The 20114-nt window shown below is 68.7% G+C and carries 18 protein-coding genes; 5 read left to right on the forward strand and 13 right to left on the reverse strand.

From position 1 onward, the window contains the following. Positions 1 to 67 precede the first annotated feature (67 nt). Complete coding sequence (locus FXO18_RS00305; protein ID WP_149359087.1) at positions 68 to 2131, forward strand: copper-translocating P-type ATPase; 2064 nt, start codon at positions 68 to 70, stop codon at positions 2129 to 2131. Here FXO18_RS00305 and FXO18_RS00310 read toward each other — a convergent pair. Together FXO18_RS00310 and FXO18_RS00315 are read right to left on the reverse strand one after the other, a co-directional pair. After that, entirely contained in the window at positions 2108 to 2716 is a 609-nt protein-coding gene (locus FXO18_RS00310) for a serine hydrolase family protein (protein ID WP_149359088.1), read from the reverse strand. The genes FXO18_RS00305 and FXO18_RS00310 overlap by 24 nt on opposite strands. A 318-nt stretch (positions 2717 to 3034) precedes the next feature. Then, positions 3035 to 3589, reverse strand: coding sequence for a DUF3515 domain-containing protein (locus tag FXO18_RS00315; protein WP_149359089.1), 555 nt, complete (start codon positions 3587 to 3589; stop codon positions 3035 to 3037). 22 nt (positions 3590 to 3611) lie between these two features. Between FXO18_RS00315 and FXO18_RS00320 the strand changes: the two genes are divergently transcribed. From FXO18_RS00320 to FXO18_RS00330, 3 genes are all read left to right on the forward strand, one after another. Then, positions 3612 to 4592 carry a thiamine-phosphate kinase gene (locus FXO18_RS00320; protein ID WP_149359090.1) on the forward strand — a complete coding sequence of 327 codons (981 nt, stop codon included), beginning with the start codon at positions 3612 to 3614 and terminating at the stop codon, positions 4590 to 4592. Between the two features lie 557 nt (positions 4593 to 5149). After that, positions 5150 to 6511, forward strand: coding sequence for a multicopper oxidase family protein (locus FXO18_RS00325; RefSeq protein WP_235900355.1), 1362 nt, complete (start codon positions 5150 to 5152; stop codon positions 6509 to 6511). Positions 6512 to 6542: 31 nt separating this feature from the next. After that, positions 6543 to 7070 (forward strand): pyridoxamine 5'-phosphate oxidase family protein, encoded by a 528-nt coding sequence (locus FXO18_RS00330; RefSeq protein ID WP_149359092.1) that lies wholly within the window; start codon positions 6543 to 6545, stop codon positions 7068 to 7070. Positions 7071 to 7353: 283 nt separating this feature from the next. Here FXO18_RS00330 and FXO18_RS00335 read toward each other — a convergent pair whose 3' ends face one another. The 7 genes from FXO18_RS00335 to FXO18_RS00365 form a co-directional block, all read right to left on the reverse strand. Continuing rightward, positions 7354 to 8007 carry a hypothetical protein gene (locus tag FXO18_RS00335; protein ID WP_149359093.1) on the reverse strand — a complete coding sequence of 218 codons (654 nt, stop codon included), beginning with the start codon at positions 8005 to 8007 and terminating at the stop codon, positions 7354 to 7356. 149 nt (positions 8008 to 8156) lie between these two features. Continuing rightward, positions 8157 to 8819 (reverse strand): hypothetical protein, encoded by a 663-nt coding sequence (locus tag FXO18_RS00340; protein WP_149359094.1) that lies wholly within the window; start codon positions 8817 to 8819, stop codon positions 8157 to 8159. Between the two features lie 118 nt (positions 8820 to 8937). Further along, positions 8938 to 10392 (reverse strand): ABC transporter ATP-binding protein, encoded by a 1455-nt coding sequence (locus tag FXO18_RS00345; protein ID WP_149359095.1) that lies wholly within the window; start codon positions 10390 to 10392, stop codon positions 8938 to 8940. Continuing rightward, positions 10389 to 11222, reverse strand: coding sequence for an ABC transporter permease (locus tag FXO18_RS00350; protein WP_149359096.1), 834 nt, complete (start codon positions 11220 to 11222; stop codon positions 10389 to 10391). The genes FXO18_RS00345 and FXO18_RS00350 overlap by 4 nt, the downstream gene beginning before the upstream one ends. After that, a complete protein-coding gene (locus FXO18_RS00355) occupies positions 11219 to 12178 on the reverse strand; it encodes an ABC transporter permease (protein WP_149359097.1) in 960 nt (319 codons plus the stop codon). The genes FXO18_RS00350 and FXO18_RS00355 overlap by 4 nt, the downstream gene beginning before the upstream one ends. Beyond that, positions 12175 to 13719 carry an ABC transporter substrate-binding protein gene (locus tag FXO18_RS00360; protein ID WP_149359098.1) on the reverse strand — a complete coding sequence of 515 codons (1545 nt, stop codon included), beginning with the start codon at positions 13717 to 13719 and terminating at the stop codon, positions 12175 to 12177. The genes FXO18_RS00355 and FXO18_RS00360 overlap by 4 nt, the downstream gene beginning before the upstream one ends. 269 nt (positions 13720 to 13988) lie before the next feature. Continuing rightward, a complete protein-coding gene (locus FXO18_RS00365; RefSeq protein WP_149359099.1) occupies positions 13989 to 15221 on the reverse strand; it encodes an MFS transporter in 1233 nt (410 codons plus the stop codon). A 242-nt stretch (positions 15222 to 15463) separates the two neighbouring features. On the opposite strand from FXO18_RS00365, the gene FXO18_RS00370 reads away from it, so the two are divergent. Then, complete coding sequence (locus FXO18_RS00370; RefSeq protein ID WP_328593292.1) at positions 15464 to 17044, forward strand: phospholipase D-like domain-containing protein; 1581 nt, start codon at positions 15464 to 15466, stop codon at positions 17042 to 17044. On the opposite strand, the gene FXO18_RS00375 is transcribed toward FXO18_RS00370, so the two are convergent. Genes FXO18_RS00375 through FXO18_RS00385 form a run of 4 tightly spaced genes read right to left on the reverse strand, consistent with a single transcriptional unit; the run spans position 17041 to position 20043 of the window. Continuing rightward, entirely contained in the window at positions 17041 to 18096 is a 1056-nt protein-coding gene (locus FXO18_RS00375) for a sulfotransferase (RefSeq protein ID WP_149359101.1), read from the reverse strand. The two genes, FXO18_RS00370 and FXO18_RS00375, sit on opposite strands and share 4 nt — an antisense overlap. Positions 18097 to 18150: 54 nt before the next feature. After that, positions 18151 to 18321, reverse strand: a complete 171-nt coding sequence (locus FXO18_RS15800) for a hypothetical protein (protein ID WP_187774199.1) — start codon at positions 18319 to 18321, stop codon at positions 18151 to 18153. Further along, the gene (locus FXO18_RS00380; RefSeq protein ID WP_149359102.1) at positions 18314 to 19633 is read right to left on the reverse strand and encodes a hypothetical protein; all 1320 of its coding nucleotides are present in this window, start codon (positions 19631 to 19633) and stop codon (positions 18314 to 18316) included. The genes FXO18_RS15800 and FXO18_RS00380 overlap by 8 nt, the downstream gene beginning before the upstream one ends. Beyond that, the gene (locus FXO18_RS00385; protein ID WP_149359103.1) at positions 19630 to 20043 is read right to left on the reverse strand and encodes a cupredoxin domain-containing protein; all 414 of its coding nucleotides are present in this window, start codon (positions 20041 to 20043) and stop codon (positions 19630 to 19632) included. The genes FXO18_RS00380 and FXO18_RS00385 overlap by 4 nt, the downstream gene beginning before the upstream one ends. Between the last annotated feature and the right edge of the window lie 71 nt (positions 20044 to 20114).

The following is a 20114-nucleotide window of genomic DNA, read 5'->3' on the forward strand; positions in this document are numbered from 1 at the left end:
GACGCGCCCCCTGGACCAAGGTACCCCAGGGGGGTATGGTGGAGCTGTCTCGCAACGGAGGTTCACCATGCACGAGCACCACGCCAGCGACCGTCACGCCACGCATCACGGGAGCGACCGCCACGCCGGCCACGGCGCGCACGGCGAGATCTTCAAGCAGCGCTTTCTCGCCAGCCTTGCCCTCGCGGTCCCGGTGGTGCTGCTCAGCCCCATGATCGCGGGCCTGCTCGGCTATGCCTTGCCCAGCAACAGCTTGGTCGCCGCCATCCCCGCGATCCTCGGCACCATCATCTTCGTGTACGGCGGCAGTCCCTTCCTGACCGGCGCCATCCGGGAGCTCCGTGACCGGCAGCCCGGGATGATGACGCTGATCGGCATGGCCATCACCGTCGCCTTCCTCGCCTCCGCCGCCACCACCCTCGGAATCGGCGGCCTGCACCTCGACTTCTGGTGGGAGCTCGCGCTCCTCATCGTCATCATGCTTCTCGGCCACTGGCTGGAGATGCGAGCACTCGGCTCCGCATCCGGCGCGCTCGACGCCCTGGCCAGCATGATCCCCGATACAGCTGAGCGCATCGAGGACGAGGGCACGCGAGAGGTCCCGATCGCCGACCTCGCCGTCGGCGACCAGGTCCTCGTCCGGGCAGGTGGCCGCGTCCCCGCCGATGGGGACATCGAGTCGGGCCACGCGGACATGGACGAATCGCTCATCACCGGTGAATCGCGGACAGTCCCCCGCGAGGCCGGGGATCGCGTCGTGGCGGGCACCGTCGCCACCGACAACTCGATCCGCGTCACCATCACCGCGATCGGCGACGACACAGCACTCGCGGGCATCCAGCGGCTCGTCGCCGATGCCCAGCAATCCTCCTCCCGTGCCCAGGCCCTCGCCGATAGGGCAGCCGCGCTGCTGTTCTACTTCGCCGTCGCCGCGGCCACGCTGACGTTCACCGCCTGGATCATCGCCGGCAGCCTCGACGATGCCGTGGTGCGGACCGTCACCGTGCTCGTCATCGCCTGCCCGCACGCCCTCGGACTCGCGATCCCGCTCGTCATCGCCATCTCCACCGAGCGCGCCGCCCGCGCCGGCGTGCTCGTCAAGGACCGGCTCGCCCTCGAGCGCATGCGCACCGTCGATACCGTCCTGTTCGACAAGACCGGCACCCTCACCACCGGCGAGCATCGCGTCACCGGCATCGAGCCACAGGACAGCGACGAGCTGCTCCGGCTCGCGGCCGCCGCCGAGTCCGAGAGCGAGCATCCCGTCGCGCGCGCCATCACCGCCGCTGCCCGGGAGCGCCATATCGACGTGCCGCGCGCCACCGGCCACGAGTCGCTCGCCGGGCGCGGCGTGACCGCCCAGCTCGAAGGACGCCGCATAGCGGTCGCCGGTCCCGCGCTGCTCGACGAGCTCGGCATCGCGCCCGACCAGCGACTCGACGCCGCCATCGAGGAATGGAAGCAGCGCGGAGCATCGGTGCTGCATGTCCTCGACGGTGATCGGATCGTCGGTGCGCTAGCGCTCGAGGACGCGATCCGGCCCGAATCTCGCGCCGCTGTCGACGCGTTGCATGCCGACGGCATCCACGTCGTCATGATCACCGGCGACGCGCAGCAGGTCGCCGAGAGCGTCGCCGACCGGCTCGGCATCGACGAGGTGTTCGCCGGGGTGCTGCCCGACCGCAAGGAATCCCGGGTGCGCGAGCTGCAGCAGCGCGGCCACATCGTGGCGATGGTCGGGGACGGGGTCAACGACGCTCCCGCGCTCGCCCGCGCCGATGTGGGCATCGCGATCGGAGCGGGCACGGACGTCGCGATCGAGTCCGCGGGCGTGGTCCTCGCGGCAGACGATCCCCGGCTCGTGGTCTCCGTCAAGCATCTCTCGCGAGCCGCCTATCGCAAGATGCGCCAGAACCTCGTGTGGGCCGTCGGCTACAACATCGTTGCCGTGCCCCTCGCAGCAGGCGTCCTCGCCCCGGTCGGCGTCATCATGCCGCCCGCGGTCGGTGCCATCCTCATGTCGCTATCCACCATCGTCGTGGCGCTCAACGCGCAACTGCTCCGGCGCGTGGACCTCGATCCCGGCCAAGCGCGGGAGGCAGCGCGTTCAATTGAGCGAGTCAACGCATGATCCTTCCATCGCGGATTCGATATCGACGGTGTGCTGCTCCCGTGATCCGATGGTGCTTCCCGCGACGATGAACCCATCCCCGAACCCGACGGACGCCACGGTCGGCTCGCCCCAGTCCGACCAGCCGAGCTTCACCCCAGTGACGCCCTGGAGCCGCGCGGCGCCCCAATCCTGTATCTCCCCGTCCGCCGCGACGAGCCGCGTGCTGGTCATGAGATCCAGCACCTCGCGGCCCGCTCGTGATTCCCTGGCCTGCTGGAGAAAGGCGACAAGGTCAGCGGCACTGGTGCGGCTCGTGCCCCAATGGTCCATCCGCACCGTGTCCTGAAGGCCGTACCGGTAGGCGACGCTGTCGATCGCGCTCGGGTGCTGGGCATCCAGGATGTCGGCGGCGCGATCATCGGAACGCGCGATCATCCGCTCCACCAGGGCGATCTCGTCGTCGGAAACGCCGGGGCGGGACAAGACATGCTCGGCCAGGTAGAGCTTGGAAGTCGAGAGCGCCGCGCGCGACATCGTCGCGTTCCCCGTGGCCGCGACCGCGCCATCGGAGCACGCGATCACCAGCGCGCTACGGGATGGCACGACCAGGGTAGCGGTGGCAGGATCCGAAAGAATGGCAGCAGTATCGCTCTCCGCGGAAGTTGTGCACGCTGCCAGCCCATTCGATGCGAGAAGCGCACCGAATGCCAGTGCCACGATCGCGGAGGCCCAGGCGGAATGACCGCAGTGGCCTGCCCGCAGGCTCGACATGCGTTCAATTCTAGGCCGGGTAGCCGCTAGCCGCCCCTTGCCGCGAGCCGCAAACGCGATAGAAGCGGTGGCAATCGCGGTGTAGTTTCTATCGCGTTCGCCAGTTTCCGGTGCTTCTGCCGCCGCGCCCGCGGCCCCGGGCAGCGCCGCCTAGTTGATCGGAGCAGGGTCGATGGGCTGCTTGCCGAGCGCGTCGGTGACTGTGTTCGACAGCACCTGGATCGGAGTGGGGCCGGAGCCGCTGGGGATCGTCACCGCGACATACACGCCGCGATCGACCGCGTACCAGGTGGAGGAATCCAGCCCCATGCTCTCGCCGGAGATCTCGAACCAGTCCACGCCGTTGACCATCTGCAGGGCCGATGCACGGTCAAACTCGAGAGGGCGCTCGAGCCCGCAGCGCAGCACCACCGGCTCGCTCACGATCGCCGGGTCGCGCCACGCCGCCGCGCCCACGGGTGCCGGGTCGAGGAGCTCCGCGCGCTTGAGATCACCGAGTTGCTCGGGCAGGGCATCCATGAGGCTCGAGCACTCGCTGGACTCCGCATCGGGCGCGGGCACGGTGGTGATCGCGACCGGCTCGGCGGGCGAGGAGCGTTGCATGATCACCGCTGCCGCGATCAGCGCCACGATCAGCGCCGCGGGCAGCGACACCGCGGTGGCGATGAGTCCGGGGGAGTAGCGTTCCGACGCAGTCTTGCTCACCCCGCCACCGTACTCTAGGGGCGTGAGCGATCTGCATCACCACAACCGTGGTCCCACCGTGCGCGAGGCCGGCGAGTTCACGATCATCGACCGCGCCACCCGGGGCCGCGCCCAGCCCGCATCAGTGCTGCTCGGCCCCGGTGATGACGCAGCGATCGTACGCATCGATGGCGGGGCGACGGTCGCGTGCCTCGACATGCTCGTCGAGCATCGGCACTTCCGCACGGACTGGTCCAGCGGCCACGACATCGGCCGCAAAGCGATCGCCCAGAACGCTGCCGACCTGTGCGCGATGGGTGCTATGCCAGTCACGTTCCTCATCGGGCTCGCGTGCCCGCCCGGCACCCCGGCAGCGTTCACCGATGCCCTCAGCGACGGGCTGTGGGCCGAGGCCGGGCGGTTCGGCGCGGGCATCAGCGGCGGAGACCTCGTCCAAGGTCGCGACATCACGGTCTCGGTCACCGCGCTCGGCCAGCTCGAGGGGCGCGCCGCGATCCTCCGCTCGGGAGCGCGGCCCGGCGACGTGGTGGCGCTAGTCGGCTTGACCGGACGCTCCGCGGCGGGGCTGCACCTGCTCGAGAGCGGCACAGCGCCAGAATCGTCGGCCGGGGAGGAATGCATCGCGGTGCATCGCGTGCCCCGCCCGCCCTACGCTGCGGCGCTCGCTGCCTCGCGAGCCGGGGCGCGCTCCATGATCGACATCTCCGACGGACTCCTCGCCGACCTTGGCCATATCGCACGGGCATCCTCGGTGGTGATCGATCTCGACCGTGGCGCCTGGAAGCCCTGCTCCACCGTGCTGGCCGTAGCGGGCGCGCACGGCGTCGATCCCTGGGCGTGGGTGCTCAACGGCGGGGAGGACCACGCCTTCGCGGCAACCTTCGATCCCCGCGCGCCGCTGCCCGAGGGCTGGTACCGCATTGGCCGGGTCACCGAGGGCGAGGCAACCGTCCTCGTCGACGGGGAGAGCGCGGCAGCGAGCGGCTGGACAAGCTGGGGGTAGCTGGCGCTGGCTCATCGCGGGTCGATGCGCGCCCACCCCTGCGGGGCAGTGAGCTGTGTCACATTCTGGCGAGCGAGGTGCAGGTCACGGGCTCCAGTGACCGGCAATCGGCGGGCACGGCCGAGTTGCGGGCACCCTCGATGTCCCCGACGGTCGGGATGGAAGCATCCAACGATCAAGGAGAAGAATCATGGGATCAGCCGAAGGCTTGCTGTACAACGTCCAGATCATCGGTGGAGTCATCCTCCTGCACGCCTACAACTCCATCGCTGAGCTTGTCCCCGGACTGCAAGTGCTGGGCCTGTAGGACGCCAGCTCAACAGGCCTCGCCGTCAGCAACCAGGGATGCGAACCCGCTCCATGCCCACTGAATAGGGTGCATACTGGCAATGAGGGGTACGACCGCTGAGGGGCCCAGAACGCGGGTGCCCCGCACGTGACCAGCTCCGTGCGGGGCGCATCGCTATTCCGGGGAACGAGGTCAGGGCAGACCCCTAGTCGGAAATGGGGCGCCGCCACCGATGCGCTGGGCGCCCGCTCCACCAACGATGGGAAGCATGGGTTCCCGTGTGCTTCCATCCCGCTTAGCGATCCTGGCCCACCTCATCCTGATCAGTGTTCTCGCAGGCATCGTCGCGATGGCCGGCGTGCTAGTGATGGCATGGAGCAGCGCGGTGAAGGACACCTCGGGGGCCGTGGAGTTCACCAACCCGCTCGGCGAGACCAGCACCCTGCACTGGCACGGCATGCACCTCCCCGCAGTGATGGACGGCGGCCCCCACCAGCCCATCGAGCCAGGGAATCAGTGGCAGCCGGAGTGGACGATCACGCAGCCCGCAGCAACACTGTGGTACCACCCGCACCTGCATGGAGCCACCGCCGAGCATGTCTACCGTGGAATCGCGGGAATGTTCATCCTCGATGATCCGGACGGGCCCCGGCTGCCCTCGGAATATGGAGTCGATGACATTCCGGTGATCGTGCAGGACAAGCGGTTCCGCGACGGCCAGCTCGACACGTCGCCTCCACTGTTCGCCGAGGCCGGGATCCTCGGCGGTGACATCCTGGTCAACGGGACTCCCGCGCCCTACCTCGACGTGACAACCGAGCGCGTGCGCTTGCGCCTCCTCAACGCCTCCAACGCCCGGACCTATCGGTTCGTCGTAGCCGGATCCGCGACAGTGGACCTGATCGCCTCCGACGGCGGACTCCTTGAGCGCCCGCACCGGGTCGACCACGTGCAGCTCTCGCCTGGCGAGCGGGCCGAGATCATCGTCGAGGTCGCTGCGGGCACCACCGCTGTGCTGCGCAGCGAGCCACCGGAGCTTGGCCTGAACTTCTGGACCGCACGCTTCTCGGGCGGCGATGACACCCTGGACATCCTCGAGCTCCGCGCCGCGGACGATCTCGCCCCGAGCCCCGGGCTGCCCGCGGAGTTCGCGCCGCCACGTGACCTCGGCGAGCCCACTGCGAGGCGCGAGCTGACCATCACCAGCTCCAGCACCATCAACGGGCGCACCATGGACAGGGGCCGCATCGACGAGACCGTCACGGTCGGGACAACGGAGCTGTGGGAGGTGCGCAACGCCACCGGCGATCCGCACAATTTCCATATCCACGATGTGCAGTTCCAGATCCTCGACCCCGAAGGACCCCTCCAGTCCGGGCCGAAGGACACCGTCTACATCCGGCCAGGCCAGGTGGTGCGGCTACTGCTGCGATTCGAGCACTACACCGATCCGCGCACGCCCTACATGTTCCACTGCCACATCCTCGCCCACGAGGACCGCGGCCTCATGAGCCAGTTCGTGGTGGTCGAGCCCGGTGCCGTCGAGCCCGGTGGCGTCGAGCGAGGTAGAACCGAAGGCGCGTCGCATCCCCATGAACCGATGAGAAACGGAGCCCATGCCGGTCCATAGGTATAATACCCTGCGATCACAGGAGGGCACCATGGCTCCAGCACCCACCGTTCACCTCGATCCGCGCTACAGCGCCGCCGCAGCAACCGCAACCGCGTGGGAAACGGCACGAACGCTGCTCGAGCGGGCAGAGCTCTACTGGATCTCGACGGTCCGGCCCAGCGGACAGCCTCACGTCACCCCACTGATCGCGCTCTGGCACGATGAGCGATTCTGGTTCTGCACCGGGCCAGCCGAGCAGAAAACACGCAATCTCGACCGGAATCGCCGCGCCACCATCACCACGGGCGCCAACACGCTGGACCGAGGACTTGATGTCACCGTCGAAGGCATCGCCACCGCGCAGCACGACGAATACGTCCTGGCCAGGATCGCTGCCCTCTACGTCACCAAGTACGGGCCGAGCTGGACCTTTTCCGTCCGCGATGGGGGCTTCGACCATGCAGGCGGAGGCCACGCGACTGTCTTCGCCATGCAGCCGATCATCGCTCATGCCTTCGCCAAAGACCCGTACAGCCAGACGAGCTTCACGTTTCCTGCCGTCGTGGGGTATCGGTAGAGAGGAACCAGCATGGTCCCCAAGCCAATAGGCACCGTGACACGATCTTCGGTGACTACTACCCCGCGATGAGCGAGCACTATCGGGTGGGGCAGGGCGAGCAATCCTAGCGCGGGTGCGGGGCTCGATTGCCTCGCCCGGTTGTGCGAGGTTTTGCACCCCAAACCTGGCTTGGAAGGGTGCAGAACCTCGCACTTCCGAGGATGCCGCATGCCCGCACGCTCCGATAGTGAAAACCGGGCCGCCTCCCGCGTGGCGGGATCTTCGCAATTGGGTGGCGAGCTCATCCATCAACCGGCTGGGCATCCACACCGGCCGCGGTGGCGATGCGCGTCAACTCGTCGAGGGAGAGCGCTGGCTGGTCCGCGAACGTGTCGGTCATCGTGTCCTGATCGGTGTGCTGGTTCGTCGAGCGGGCCGTCACTCGTGATCCATCGGGCTTATAGACGGTGACGCCGTGATCGATCACAGTGCCGTACTCGTCGCGATGGTGCTCGACAATGGTTCCGTCGGGCCACTGCTCCCGCCGCAGGGTATAGCCCTTGGTGCACGGCGGAATGGGCTCGGTCGAGTGCTGCACAGACATGATGAGCGAGCCGACGCCTCGTGGCGTTTCCACGTTGGACCACGCGGTCGCACTGCCGTCGATCGAGGAGTTGCCCGTGCCGGTTGGCAAGCCGCCAAAATCGAGCTGGTCCACCTCGGCGCGGCTCGGCAGGGCGTCGAGGACGGCCTCGCGCAGCGTCTCTGCCTTCTGCTGTGAGTACCAGGGGAACTCTGGAGCCTCATAAGTAGCGCTGCCCCTGACCCATCCGGGAGTGTCGTCCACCTCGATGGTCTCGGTGCACGGGAGCGGCACGGGTACTGGTTCAGCGCACCCCGCAGCGGTCAGTGGGGCGAGAAGGACCATTAGGGCAGCTGGGACTCGGCGATGCACCTCGCTATCGTACGGTGACGGGGCTCGCTTGCCTGGCCCGGTTGTGCGAGGTTTTGCACCCCAAACCTGGCTTGGAAGGGTGCAGAACCTCGCACTTCCCGCGAGGCGGGATCGCCACGGTTGGGTGGCGAGCTGCCCGGGCCGCGGGTTCACTCATCGAGCGGCTGAGTATCCATTCCGGGGGCCGTAGCGATGCGCGTCAGCTCATTGTGGGAGAGCGCGGGCTCGTCCGCGAACGTGTCGGTCATCGTGCCCTGACCGGTGTGATAGTTCGTCGAGCTGGCTATCACCCGTGATCCATCAGGCTTGTAGGCGGTGACGTTGTACGTGATGGACTCGTCGCTCTCCTCAAGGCTGTGCTCGAGTATCGTGCCGTCGGCCAGCTGCTCCCGGAACAGGGTGTAGTCCTCAATGCACGGCGGAAGGGGATCGTCGAACTTTTCCACGGACACGTAGATCGTGCCGCGGCCGCGTGCCGTCTCTACGTTCGACCACGAGGTCACGATGCCGTCGAACGTCGGATCGGTCGAGTCGACCATCAGTGGCCCGAAGTCGAGCGCCTCCACCTCAGTGCCTCGCGGCAGCGCGTCGAGCACTGCTTCGCGCAGCGATTCCGCCTTCTGCAGGGAGTACCAAGGGAATTCTGGTGAGTCATAGGTCGAACCGCCGGAAAATACTCCGACCCATCCGGCAGTGTCGTCCACCTCGATGGTCTCGGTGCACGTGAGCGGCACGGGTACTGGTTCACCGCACCCCGCAGCGGCAAGAGGCGCGAGGAGCATCATGAGGGCGGCGAGGGCTCGGCGATGCACCTCGCCATCGTACGGGCACGCGGCTCGATTGCCGCGTCCGGTTGTGCGAGGTTTTGCACCCCAAACCTGGCTTGGAAGGGTGCAGAACCTCGCACTTCCGAGGGACCGCCTTGACCGCCTACCGGGCAGCCATCGCACTGGCGGGAGCTGGCTCGCGCGCCGGACTCCCACCCCCCGCGAGGTCGATGGTCTCGCGCGCGATGGCGGCGGCGAGGTCGGTGTCGTGGGTGATGAGCAGCAGGGCGGCCCCGGTGTGATCGATGCCGCGCATCAGGCAGTCGATGGTGCGTTCCTGGCTGATGAGGTCGAGGCGGGAGGTGGCCTCGTCAGCGAGGATGAGCGCGGGCTCGACGAGCATGGCGCGGACGATGGCGAGGCGTTGCAGCTCACCGCCGGACACTTGGCTGGCCAGCCGGTCGAGTAGTCCAGCCTGCAGCCCGACTTGTTCGAGCAGGTCATCGAGGCGGCCGAGGTCGATGCTGTGCCGACGGCAGACGTCGTGCATGGCGAGCCGGAGCGGGACCCTGCGGGGGAAAGCTAGCGCGGGATCCTGGTAGAGCTTCTGCCGACCGGTGCCTCGAGCTTCTGCCGACCATTCGATCTGGCCAGTATCAGCGGATGCGAGCCCGATCAGCACGTTGCCGAGAGTGGTCTTGCCCGCGCCGCTGGGGCCGGTGAGGGCGATGCGGTCCCCCTGGCCGACGTGCACCGAGAGATCTTCGAACAGGCGGTTGCTCCCGTAGGCCTTGCTGAGGGCATCGGCGCGAACGAGCTCCTGGCCGAGTGCATGGGGGCCAGAGCCCTGCCACGGATAGCGCCATCGTGACGGCTCGGCGGCGACGAGCTGCTGGGTGTAGGCGTGGCTAGCCGCAGAGAGGACCTGCTCGACCGGACCTTGCTCGACGACCGTCGCGTCCTTCATGACGAGCACCTGTCCGCCGAGCCGCCTGGCGAACCGGAGATCGTGGGTGATGGCGAGCAGCATCCCGCCGCGGGCGAGGTGGGCTTCGAGCAGGTCGCCGAGATGGTCGACGGCTGCTGCGTCGAGGCCCTTGGTGGGCTCGTCGACGATGAGCACATCGGCCCCGCCGATGGAGGCCGCGGCGAACGCGACGCGCTGCGCCATGCCCCCGGACAGGGTGTGCGGGTAGGAGCGGGCAGCGTCGGTGAGCCCGAGGCCGTCGAGGGCGCGGCGTGCCTGGCCTAGCGCCGTCGTGGGCGAGGTGCGGAATCCTCTAGCGCCTTCCGCGACCTGGTTGATGATGCGCATCGTCGGATCGAGCGCGAGCATCGGTTCCTGGGGAAGCAGCGCGAGCCGCTTGGCCCACAAGTGTCGTGGTTCGCGCGAGGCGAGGTCGAATGGCTTGCCGTCGAGGAACAGCGAGCCGGAGACGGTGAGCGAGCGGGGGAGCGTGCCCATCAAGGCATGGGCCAGGATCGACTTGCCCGACCCGCTCTCGCCGACGATGGTGGTGGAAATGCCTGGGTCGAGCTGCAGGTCCTCGACGTCGGCGAGCATGGTGCCGTGATGGTCCACCGCCACATGGGGGACGCGAAGGGAGCTTGTGGTCATCGGTGATCCTCCGTGCGTCGCAGGCCGAACAGGCACAATGCCAGCGCGAAGAGCACGCAGATCGGTGCGAGCGCGATCCACGGCGCGGCGTCGTAGTGCGGGAATGCCTCGGCGATCATCAGGCCAAGCTCGGCGCGGGGCGGTTCGAGGCCGACCTTGATGAAGCCGAGGGTGGACATCGCGAGGATCGCGGTGACCATGCCGAGGGATGCGAGGGTGGTGAGCACTGGGCGCAGCTCGGGCCAGAGGTGCCTGTGCACGATGTGGGTGACACCGAGGTCGAGCATCTCGGCAGCCTCCACAGCGTCGGAGCCGAGCAGCACGGCGCACCTCGACCGCACCACCCGGAAGTACTCCACCCATTGGGCGAGCGCCAGTCCGAGATAGAGGGTGATCAGGCTGCCGCTGGGCGAGAGCGCGGCGAAGAGCAGCACGATGAGCAGCGCGGGCATCGCCACGAACGTCTCGGAGATCCCGCGCAGCGCCGCATCGATCCAGCCGCCGCGCCAGGCGGCGAGCACCCCGGCGAGAGTGCCGAGCAGCAGCGCGGTGGCGACGCTCGCGGCAGCGAGCAGCAGGGATAGCCGTGTCGCGTGGGCGAGGCGCGCGAGGACGCTGCGCCCGAACTCATCGCGGCCCAGCGGCTCGGCGGCGGTTGGCGGCTCGAAGTAGCGGGTGAGGTCCTGGCTGATGGGGTCGTTCCACGCCAGCGGGCCGAGCAGCGCGAACGCCACGAGGGCGAGCAGTCCGCCAGCTGCCACGATCCGCACCGGGGACCGCTTCGGCCGGGGGCGTGCCAGGGCATTCTCGATCGGTAGCAGGGTGCTCATGCGGCGATCGCCTCCTTCCTCGGGCGCGGATCGAGCCACGCCATCAGCAGATCCACCGCGGTATTGATCGTCACCACGAGCAGCGCGAGCGCCAGCGCGGTGGCTTGCAGCATGGGCACATCCCGCCAGAAGACGGCGTGCACGAGCGCGTGGCCGAGTCCTTGCCAGCCGAAGAGGCTTTCCACGACGACGACTCCCTCCACGAGGATGAGCACCTGCGCTCCGATGTAGGGGACGACGAGCACGCAGGCGTTGCGCGCGACGTGCCGGACGAGCAGGGCTCGTCCGCCGATGCCCTTGGTGCGCGCGAACAGGACGTGCTCGCTGGCGCGGACCTCCACCACGGCATCGCGGGTGACCCGGGCGATCAATCCGGAGAGGCCGACGGCCAGTGTTGTCGCGGGGAGCACGATGCTCGATGCGCTGCCGTGCCCGACGGCTGGCAGGAGGCCGAGCTGCACGGACAGCACGGTGATGAGCAGCAGTCCCAGGAGGAACGGCGGCAGTGCCCGCACGGCCGCGACCCACACATCGACGAGCCGGTCGATCACCCCACCAGGCCGTCGGGCCGCCAGGACTCCTGCCGTGGCGCCAAGAACGATGGCGAGCCCGACCGCCACAACCGTGAGCTGCAGCGTGCCGGCGAGGTAATAGCGCACCGCGTCGAGGACCGGGCGCGAGGTCACTAGAGATGCCCCGAGGTCGAGGCGGGCAGCGTTGGCGAGCCAGTCGACGAGCTGCGCGAGCATCGGACGGTCGAGGCCCAGTTCCGCGCGCACGGCATCGGCGGATTGGGTGTCGACGAGGTCATAGCCGTAGCGTCCGGCGGCGATGCGGTACGCGAGGTCTCCGGGCAACTGGCGGATCATCACGAAGCACAGCGTGGACACGACCAGGGCGACGCTGATCGCTTGCGCTGCGCGGCGCACCAGGATCGAAGGCAGCGCGCGGGTCATTCCTCGAGCACCGCGTCTGTGATGCGCCAGGTGTGCTCCAGCGGATCCATGACGAAGCCCTGCACGCGATCAGAGACTGCGGCATTCATCCGGTACCAGGCGATGGGGATCACGGGCAGCTCTTCCTGGGCGATCCGGGCGATCGTCGCGCGCAGTTCCTCCGCCTCGTCCTCGTCCGCTCCGGCGAGCAGGGCATCGATCGCGGCGAGGACCTCATCGTTGCGCCAGTTCATCGCGCCCCAATCGGCCCCGTCCGGTCCGAAGGTGTCCGCGACAGTTACGAGGGGGTCGGAGACGAGGGCGAGGTGGCGGGCCAGCAGCCCTAGCTCCAGGGTGCCGTCGGCATGCCCGGCCGGGATCTCGCTGGAGTTGGTGACGTCCACCTTGACCCGCACCCCGATCTGGCGGAGCTGGTCCTGGATCGCGGCGGCGAGCGCGGGCAGCTCCGGGCGGTCCGGGTACGTCAGGAGAGCTACTTCGAGCGGCTGTCCGTCGCGCTGCATGGTGCCGGACGCATCCTGGGTCCACCCGGCCTCGGCCAGCAAGGCGATCGCGCTCTCGGGGTCGTGCTCGAGCGGCGATAGCTCGTCGTTGTGCCACTCGGGAAGCGACGGCGGGAACAGCTGGGTAGCGGCGAGCTCGGGCTCCCGCAGCACGGCGTCGGCGATGCTGCGGCGATCGATGGCCTTGCTGATCGCCTGGCGCACGCGCGCATCGCCCAGGACCGGGTGCTCGCCATTGACCTTCATGTACAGCGTGCGCGGTTGCAGGCTGCTCACCAGATCGACGCCGTCGGCGGACTCGACGCGCTGCCGGCCAGAGGGCTCGAGGTGGAAGATCACGTCGGCTTGCCCGCTGGCGGCCATCAGTGCCCGCGACTCGGCGCGCGAGACGGTCTGGAACTCCACTCGCTCGATATCGGGGCGTTCGCCGCGCCAGTCCGCGAAGCGCGTGGTGTGGATGGACGCGGGCAGCTCGATCGACGCTGCCTCGTAGGCGCCGGTGCCGATGACGTCGAGGACGTTGCCGGTGTCGTCGTACGCCGCGGGAGCGAGGATCGCGGTGCTGTAGTGGGTGAGGATCGCGGGCAGTGTCGGCAGTGGCTCATCGAGCTCGATGCGAACTTCCTGCTCGGTGGCGTCGATGCGCGTGATCCCGGCGGTGGCGAGCGGGCTGCCTGCTTGCTCGCGGGCGTGGTCGAGCGCGTTCGCCACGGCCTGCCCGGTGAGCGGGGTGCCGTCGTGGAAGGTAACGCCAGCGGGCAGGGCGAAGGTCCAGGATCGCTTGTCGTCGGAGGATGCCCACGAGGTGGCGAGTCCTTCGGTGATCCGGCCGCCCATGTCGCTGGCGACGAGCGTCTCGATGATGTGGAGGCGGTTGAACACGGCGCTGCTCGCGGCGGGAACCATGCTGTGCACCTCGAAGGGGCCGATGATGCGCAACGTGTCGTCGTCAGCCCCGCGGTCCTGCGCGCCGCAGCCGCTGAGCAGCAGCGTTGTCGCGATCGACGCCGCGATGGCCATGCGCGATCTGGTCTTCACCTGGTGCACCCCCACTTAAACGGTAACGATTATCGAAAGCGATAGTACGAGAGGGGGCGCGGATCGCGAAATCGGGCGGTATCCGCGAGACGCTAGCGCTGGGCGGGCCTGGCGCGGGGGCCGGCCTGGAACACGCGGAAGCGTGAGGTTTTGCACCCCAAAAACTGCTTGGCAGGGTGCAGAACCGCACACTTCCGGAGCCGCTCGCCCGCCCACCGCCCGCCCCAGGCGGGAGTGAAGGATGAACCACCCCCAGCGTGGCCAGGTGTTCACGATCGAGCGGCACCAGCGGAAGACCCGCGCCGTCCGGATCGCCACAGCAGCACCGCCGCGATGAGGTAGGGCACCACCAGCAGCAGCGCGAACGCGCCCGCGTGGCGGCCCAGCGGATGGAGACCGGCATAGGCGAGCAGGACCAGCACCGCGAGGATCTCGCTCGCCACCCCGGCCAGCGAGGTGATGGTGGCGCGGCTGGTGCCACGGATGCGTTGCTGCATCCAGGCCTCGGCGAGGACGCTGGTGATCTGGAAGCCGCCGAACGCGATCCCCATCGCGAGCCAACCGACAGCTCCGCCGAGCAGCGCGCCGACCACGCCGAGCAGGGTGCTCGCTAGGAGCAAGATCGATGTCCCGCGCGCGGTGAGCCCGCTGAACCTGCCGGTGAGCGCGCCACCGATCCCGACCCCGGCCCAAACGGCAAGCACCACCCATGGCACGTCCACGGTCGCGACGCCGTGCTCGGCCGCGAGCAGCGGCACGTATTCCTCGAGGGTTTCCCACACGGCCGGGATGATCGCGACGAGCCCGATGATCGCGATGAGCCGGTGATCGGCCCGGACCTCGGCGAAGCCAGCGCGGATCGTGCCGAGGTAGCCCTCCGGAGCATCGTCCTCCTCGCCCGGCAGCACGGGCGCAGCGGCGTGCCTCGTCTCGGGCAGGGCAAGCCCGGCGATGGCGCAGGCGAGGCAGGCGGCCACGCTGCCGATCGCGACGAGGGTGTATCCGCCGAGATGCATGGCGGGTATCGCGAGGAGCGTGCTCGCGCCGACGGCGACCACGGCGAATGCCTGCGCCATTCCCATCACCGCGGCGTAGCGGCCCGCGGCCCCGTGCTGCTCGAGCTCGGTGTAGACGAGTGCCTCGAGCGCGCCGGAGGAAAGGGTGCCGCCGAATCCCCACAGGATGAAGCCGAGCAGGAACACCTCGAACGAGGGCGCGATCACCCACAGGGCGAACGCGAGCCCAGCGAAGAGTGGCGCGGCGGCGATGAGCCAGCGGCGCGGGAGCACATCCGCGAGCGCGCCGGAGGGCACTTCGAACAGGATCACCGTGATGGCCCCGGCGATGAACAGCGCGGTGATCTGGGTGACGCTCAGGCCCGTATCGGTGAATAGCAGCGCGTAGAACGGGTAGAGCAGGATGAAGTCCTGCAGGAACAGATAGCTGTAGAGCGCGGCGATGAGCCTGCGCGGGGCAGCGGCACGGGAGGGTGCAGCGAGCATGGCGGGAACCTCAAGCGGGTGGAGTGGCGGGGACCGGCAGGCATGGTAGGGCCCGGGAGGGGACCGTGCCCGCGCCCGTGAGGCAATGCCAGGTCCAGCGCCGCTGCGCGAGGATCAACATCGATGACGCATGAGACTGATTCTATTGGCCGGGCATGTGCCAGCGCATCTGGTTTATCGGCGACCTCGCGCACCTCGCCGTCGGGGACGCTAGCGTGAGCGACAGGACAAGGGGGTGGCGCGTGCGGGTCGATCCGGTTGCGGAGCGCTGGTTGCTGTCGGCGCCAGAGCGCGGCAACCCGTGGACGCGGCTGCATGGGTGGACCCAGGGCAATGTGGTGGTGCCGCTGATCGATGGCCGCCGGTACTTCGAGCGGCTCGCGCGGGCGCTCCAGGCGACGCGGCGCGGTGACGCGGTGCTGTTCTCGGCATGGCGTGGCGACGCCGACCAGGTGCTGCTCGATGGTGGCCCGACGATCGGTGATGCGCTGGCGGGGGCGGCCCGGCGCGGGGTGACCGTGCGCGGGCTGATGTGGCGCTCGCACGTCGAGCCGCTGGGGTTCTCGGGGCCACAGAACCGGGCGCTGGTGGAGCGGGTCAACGCTGCGGGCGGGGAGGTGGTGCTCGACCATCGGGTGCGGCCGTTCGGTAGTCATCACCAGAAGTTCGTGGTGGTGCGCTTCGCTCGCCCAGGCACGCATGATGTGGCATTCGTCGGCGGCATGGACCTCGCGCGCACGCGCCGCGACGATGGGCAGCATTCCGGTGATCCGCTGGTGCGTGGAGAGGATCTGGAGCCCTGGCACGATGCGCAGCTGGAGGTTCGTGGTCCTGCGGTGGCCGATGTCGAGCTAGTTTTCCGGGAGCGGTGGGAGGATCCCTCGGCGCTCGAGGAGCCTCCTTGGGTGGCGCTCGGGGACGAGGAGGAGCCCCAGCATGACCGCGAGCCGACCCCGTTGCCCGCGATGGCGCCCCCGCCCGTCGCGGCCGGTTCCTGCGCGGTGCAGGTGCTATGCACGTATCCGGAGCGCACCCCACCGTTTCCGTTCGCGAGGAATGGCGAGCGGTCGATAGCCCATGCGTACGAGAAGGCGCTGCGGCGAGCGAGGTCGCTGGTGTACGTCGAGGAGCAATACCTGTGGTCACGCGATGTGGCAGAGGTGTTCGCCTCCGCCCTGCGCCGCAACGCGCGCCTGCGGATGGTGATCGTCGTGCCGCGCCTGGTGTATGAGCGCAGCCCCATGCGCTCGATCCCGGCCTTGCTGGGGCATGGGGCTGCCCTGCGCGCGGTATGCCGCGCCGCGCCCGACCGGGTGGTCGTCGTCGATGTGGAGAACCATGAGTCCGTGCCGGTATACGTGCATGCCAAGGTGTGCGTGGTCGACGATGTGTGGGCCTGCGTGGGCAGTGGCAACCTCAATCACCGCTCCTGGACCTACGACTCCGAGCTGACCGCGGCGTTCGTGGATGCGAACCGGGATCCGCGAACGCCCATGGACCCCGCCGGGACGGGCGAGGGCGCGCGCGTCGCCGCGCGGGACCTGCGGCTCGAGCTGGCGGTCGAGCACCTCGACCGGGACCCGCACGATGTGGCTGACCTGATCGATCCGTTGCGGTTCTTCGATGCGGTCCGCCATTCCGCGCACCGGCTGGACCAGTGGCACAACGACGGCGAGCGTGGCCCGCGTCCGCCCGGGCGCCTCCGGCCGCACAAGGCCGCATCACTGTCGCCCTGGCAGGCCGCGCTCGCCGCGCCCCTCTACGAGGCAATGATCGACCCGGACGGCCGGAGCTGGCGCATGCGCGCCGCGCGGACGTTCTAGCGCCCCGCCATCCTGATGCGGTAATAGGCACCGCGTCCGAGCCTGCTGGCATTCTTCCGGGTGAAGCGCGGCTCGGTGAGGGCGCTCATGGTGTGCTCGGCGACTATCCGGGGGTCCGGTGGCCCGGGCTCGGCCCACGCGTCATCGTCGCGCGGTGGTGGATCGAGGAAGAGCTTGCCGTCGGTGCGGCCCAGGAATGTCCGGGCGATCCACTCGTAGTCCTCCGCATTGTCAGCGATGAGCTGGCGCCGACGGGCAGGAGACAGGGTAGGGGAGTGAGCCGTGCCGAGCGGAGCGTCCATCGCGTGGGTGATGAGCTTCCTGCGGATCCGCGGTGGCACCCGGGATCGCTGGTAGATGTCGATGAGTGACATGGTCTGGTTGTCGAGTGCGAGATTGGCCAGCGGTGGCTGGATGAGCCCGGATTCCGCAAGCTCGGGCTGGTCGGCCGCGCGGAGGAAGTCGGTGACGATATCGGGCTGGTTCTGTTGCTTCTCGAAGGGCCGGACGATAAGGGCTTCGGTGCCGAACTGATCGGCCCACCGGGTGATGAGGTGCCGGTACCTGGCGCGCATGGAGTTGCGCCTCTGGTGGAAATCGATGAAGGAGCCTGCGCTGCTCTCCCAGGGCGGGGAGGGCAGTCGCTTGACGGATTCACGGTAGGCCGACTCCCACCACTTGTCGTGACGGCGCAGGTAGACGATTATGCGCGTGTCGAATGGGGCGAGGAGCTCCCTGGCGAGGGCGACGTCCTGCTCGTTGACGAACATCTCCGAGCTGATGATCACAGCGTCGGCGCGGCTTCGCCTGATCTCGTTGGCGAGCCTTTTCTGGAGCGCGGGGATGCGGGCTCGGATGGCGGCGGTCGACTGCTCAGGCGGGCTGGTGAATCCGAGGGCGCTGCTCAGCAGGTAGTGCGCGTGGCCGATCCTGCCGGTGCGCGGGTAGAGGATGCCATGCGCGCGGAGGATGCGCGTGGACTTGCTGAGCGCTTCCTGGATCGCGGTCGTGCCGGTCTTGTCGGTGCCGATGTGCAGGTAGACGACCGTCATGCCTGCCTTTATAGCAGGTTCCTGGCATGTCGGACCCGCGCCCGCTCGCCTCGGCTATTCGCGCTCCCACGGCTCGATCTGGTCATCGTCGTCATTGAGCTCGTCGTCATCGGGGCGGTGCTTGCGCGCGAGGTAGATGAGCGTGCCGATGATGGCGACGGGACCGAGGAGCATGATTGCCTCGTCCCAGCCGCCCTGGTGCATGAGGTAGATCTGCTCAGGCACTGGACACCAGCATGATTCCGATCATCGTGTATCCCACCATAAGCGCCAGCGCGGGGAACTGGCCAGTGCTGCGGTGGGATGGTCGGATGATCCGCAGGGACTGATCGTGCGCGGCGGCGACAGCGATGATGTGCCCGGTGATGATGGCGGCGACCTGCACGATGGCGATGGTCGTTGTGGAGACGATCGTGTAGTCGATGCTTCCCGTCGCGCCGAGCAGCTCCCATCCCTGGCCGAGGGGATCGGTGGCGAGCAGGTATCCGGCCTGGCCCTGGAAGATCGCGAACGAGAAGTAATGGGCGATGGTGTAGCCGAGCGCGAGCGGGATCAGGGTGTGGGCGAAAGCGTCGTACGGGTCGATGCCTGGCTGGCTGGTGCGGGTCTTGCGCAGGTAAGGGCGTGTCAGCCACATCGCGAGGGCATACATCGCGCCCATCGCGGCGATCGTCCCCGCGAGAGCGGCGGTCCCGCTGAGCGCGGAGACGGCGGGCGAGAGGCCGCGCGTGAGCTCGGCCCAGGCGGGGATGCGCGTGACGCCATCGAACGTGGTGGCGCCGAGGACCAGGATCAGGATGGGGGTGAGGCCCTTGCTGGATCCGGCGATCAGCCCGTCGAGCGGGTTGCGGACGACGAGCCTGCGGTCGGCGCGACGGCCGAAGGGGCTGAGCCGCGCGATGAGGATGAAGTACACCTCGAACCCGTCGCACTGGTCGAACCAGCGTGGTCCGGCGATCGCGCCCGCGAGGACCATGATGATGGCGTAGCCGGTGACGAACACCGCGACCACTCGGGGCGAGTCGGAGGCGGGATGCACGAGCTCGAGCCATAGGAAGGCGCCGAGGCTCGCGACGGCGGGCCAGTGGCCGAGCTTGTCGAGCCCGGATGCGAGGCGTGCGCGCCCGAGCAACGGGTGGAGTGCCGCGGCGAGCGTGCGGAGCGGGTTGGCGAGGCGGTAGATGGGACCGAGCAGGAGCGAAACGGGGATCAGCCCGATCCAGAACCACACATAGAACCAGGTGGGGCCTGGATTGGTCGTGGAGTCATCGGTGCCGAGCCATAGCGCGGCGAGCAGTATCGCCAGAGCCAGCAGGCCAAGCCCAGCGAGGATCGACCGGGTAACTGGGTGATCAGCGAAGCGCTCGAGCGGCCGGGGCAGCGGGTGGCCAGCCTTGTCGCCGCGCAGCAGCGGCTTCTTCCAGAGGAACGCGAGCGCCACGAACGAGACGAGAACGGCGGCGGCCCCGGCATACAGCGCCATCCATAGTGGGACGGGCAGGTCGGAGCGGCCACCGAGGCCGTGCGCGAGGATCATCCGGTGACCCGCAGCTGGGTGATCACCGTGCCCGCCTCGTGCATCTCGACCTCGAACACCCCGGGCAGATCAGCGATGAACTCGATGGTGGCGGGCTGGCCGGGCACTGCCTCGGCGGTGAGGTCGTAGCCATGGACGTGGATCTCATCGGCGGTGTCGGCGGTGATGGTGAGCGCGATGGATGTGCCCAGCGGGATCTCCACCTGGGACTCGCCCTCGGTGCGGGTGCCGCCGGAGATAGTGAACTCGTAGGTGGTGGTCTCGGGGACCGTGGCGTCGCCGGTGCTGGTGCTGGAGCCGCTGGGCGCGCTGGCGGGATCCTCGGTGCTGCCGCAGGCGGCGCCGCCGAGGGCCAGGGTGGCCGTGGCGAGCGCGGCGACGACGGTGACGAGGCGGCGTGGTGCGTGCATGGGTGCTCCCGGGTCGAGTGCCGCCGGAGCTGGCGGGCGCGGCTCCGGCGGCGTGGCGTGCTGGTGATTCC

It is taken from the genome of Lolliginicoccus suaedae (genome assembly GCF_008312885.1).
Classification (GTDB): Bacteria; Actinomycetota; Actinomycetes; order Mycobacteriales; family Mycobacteriaceae; genus Lolliginicoccus; species Lolliginicoccus suaedae.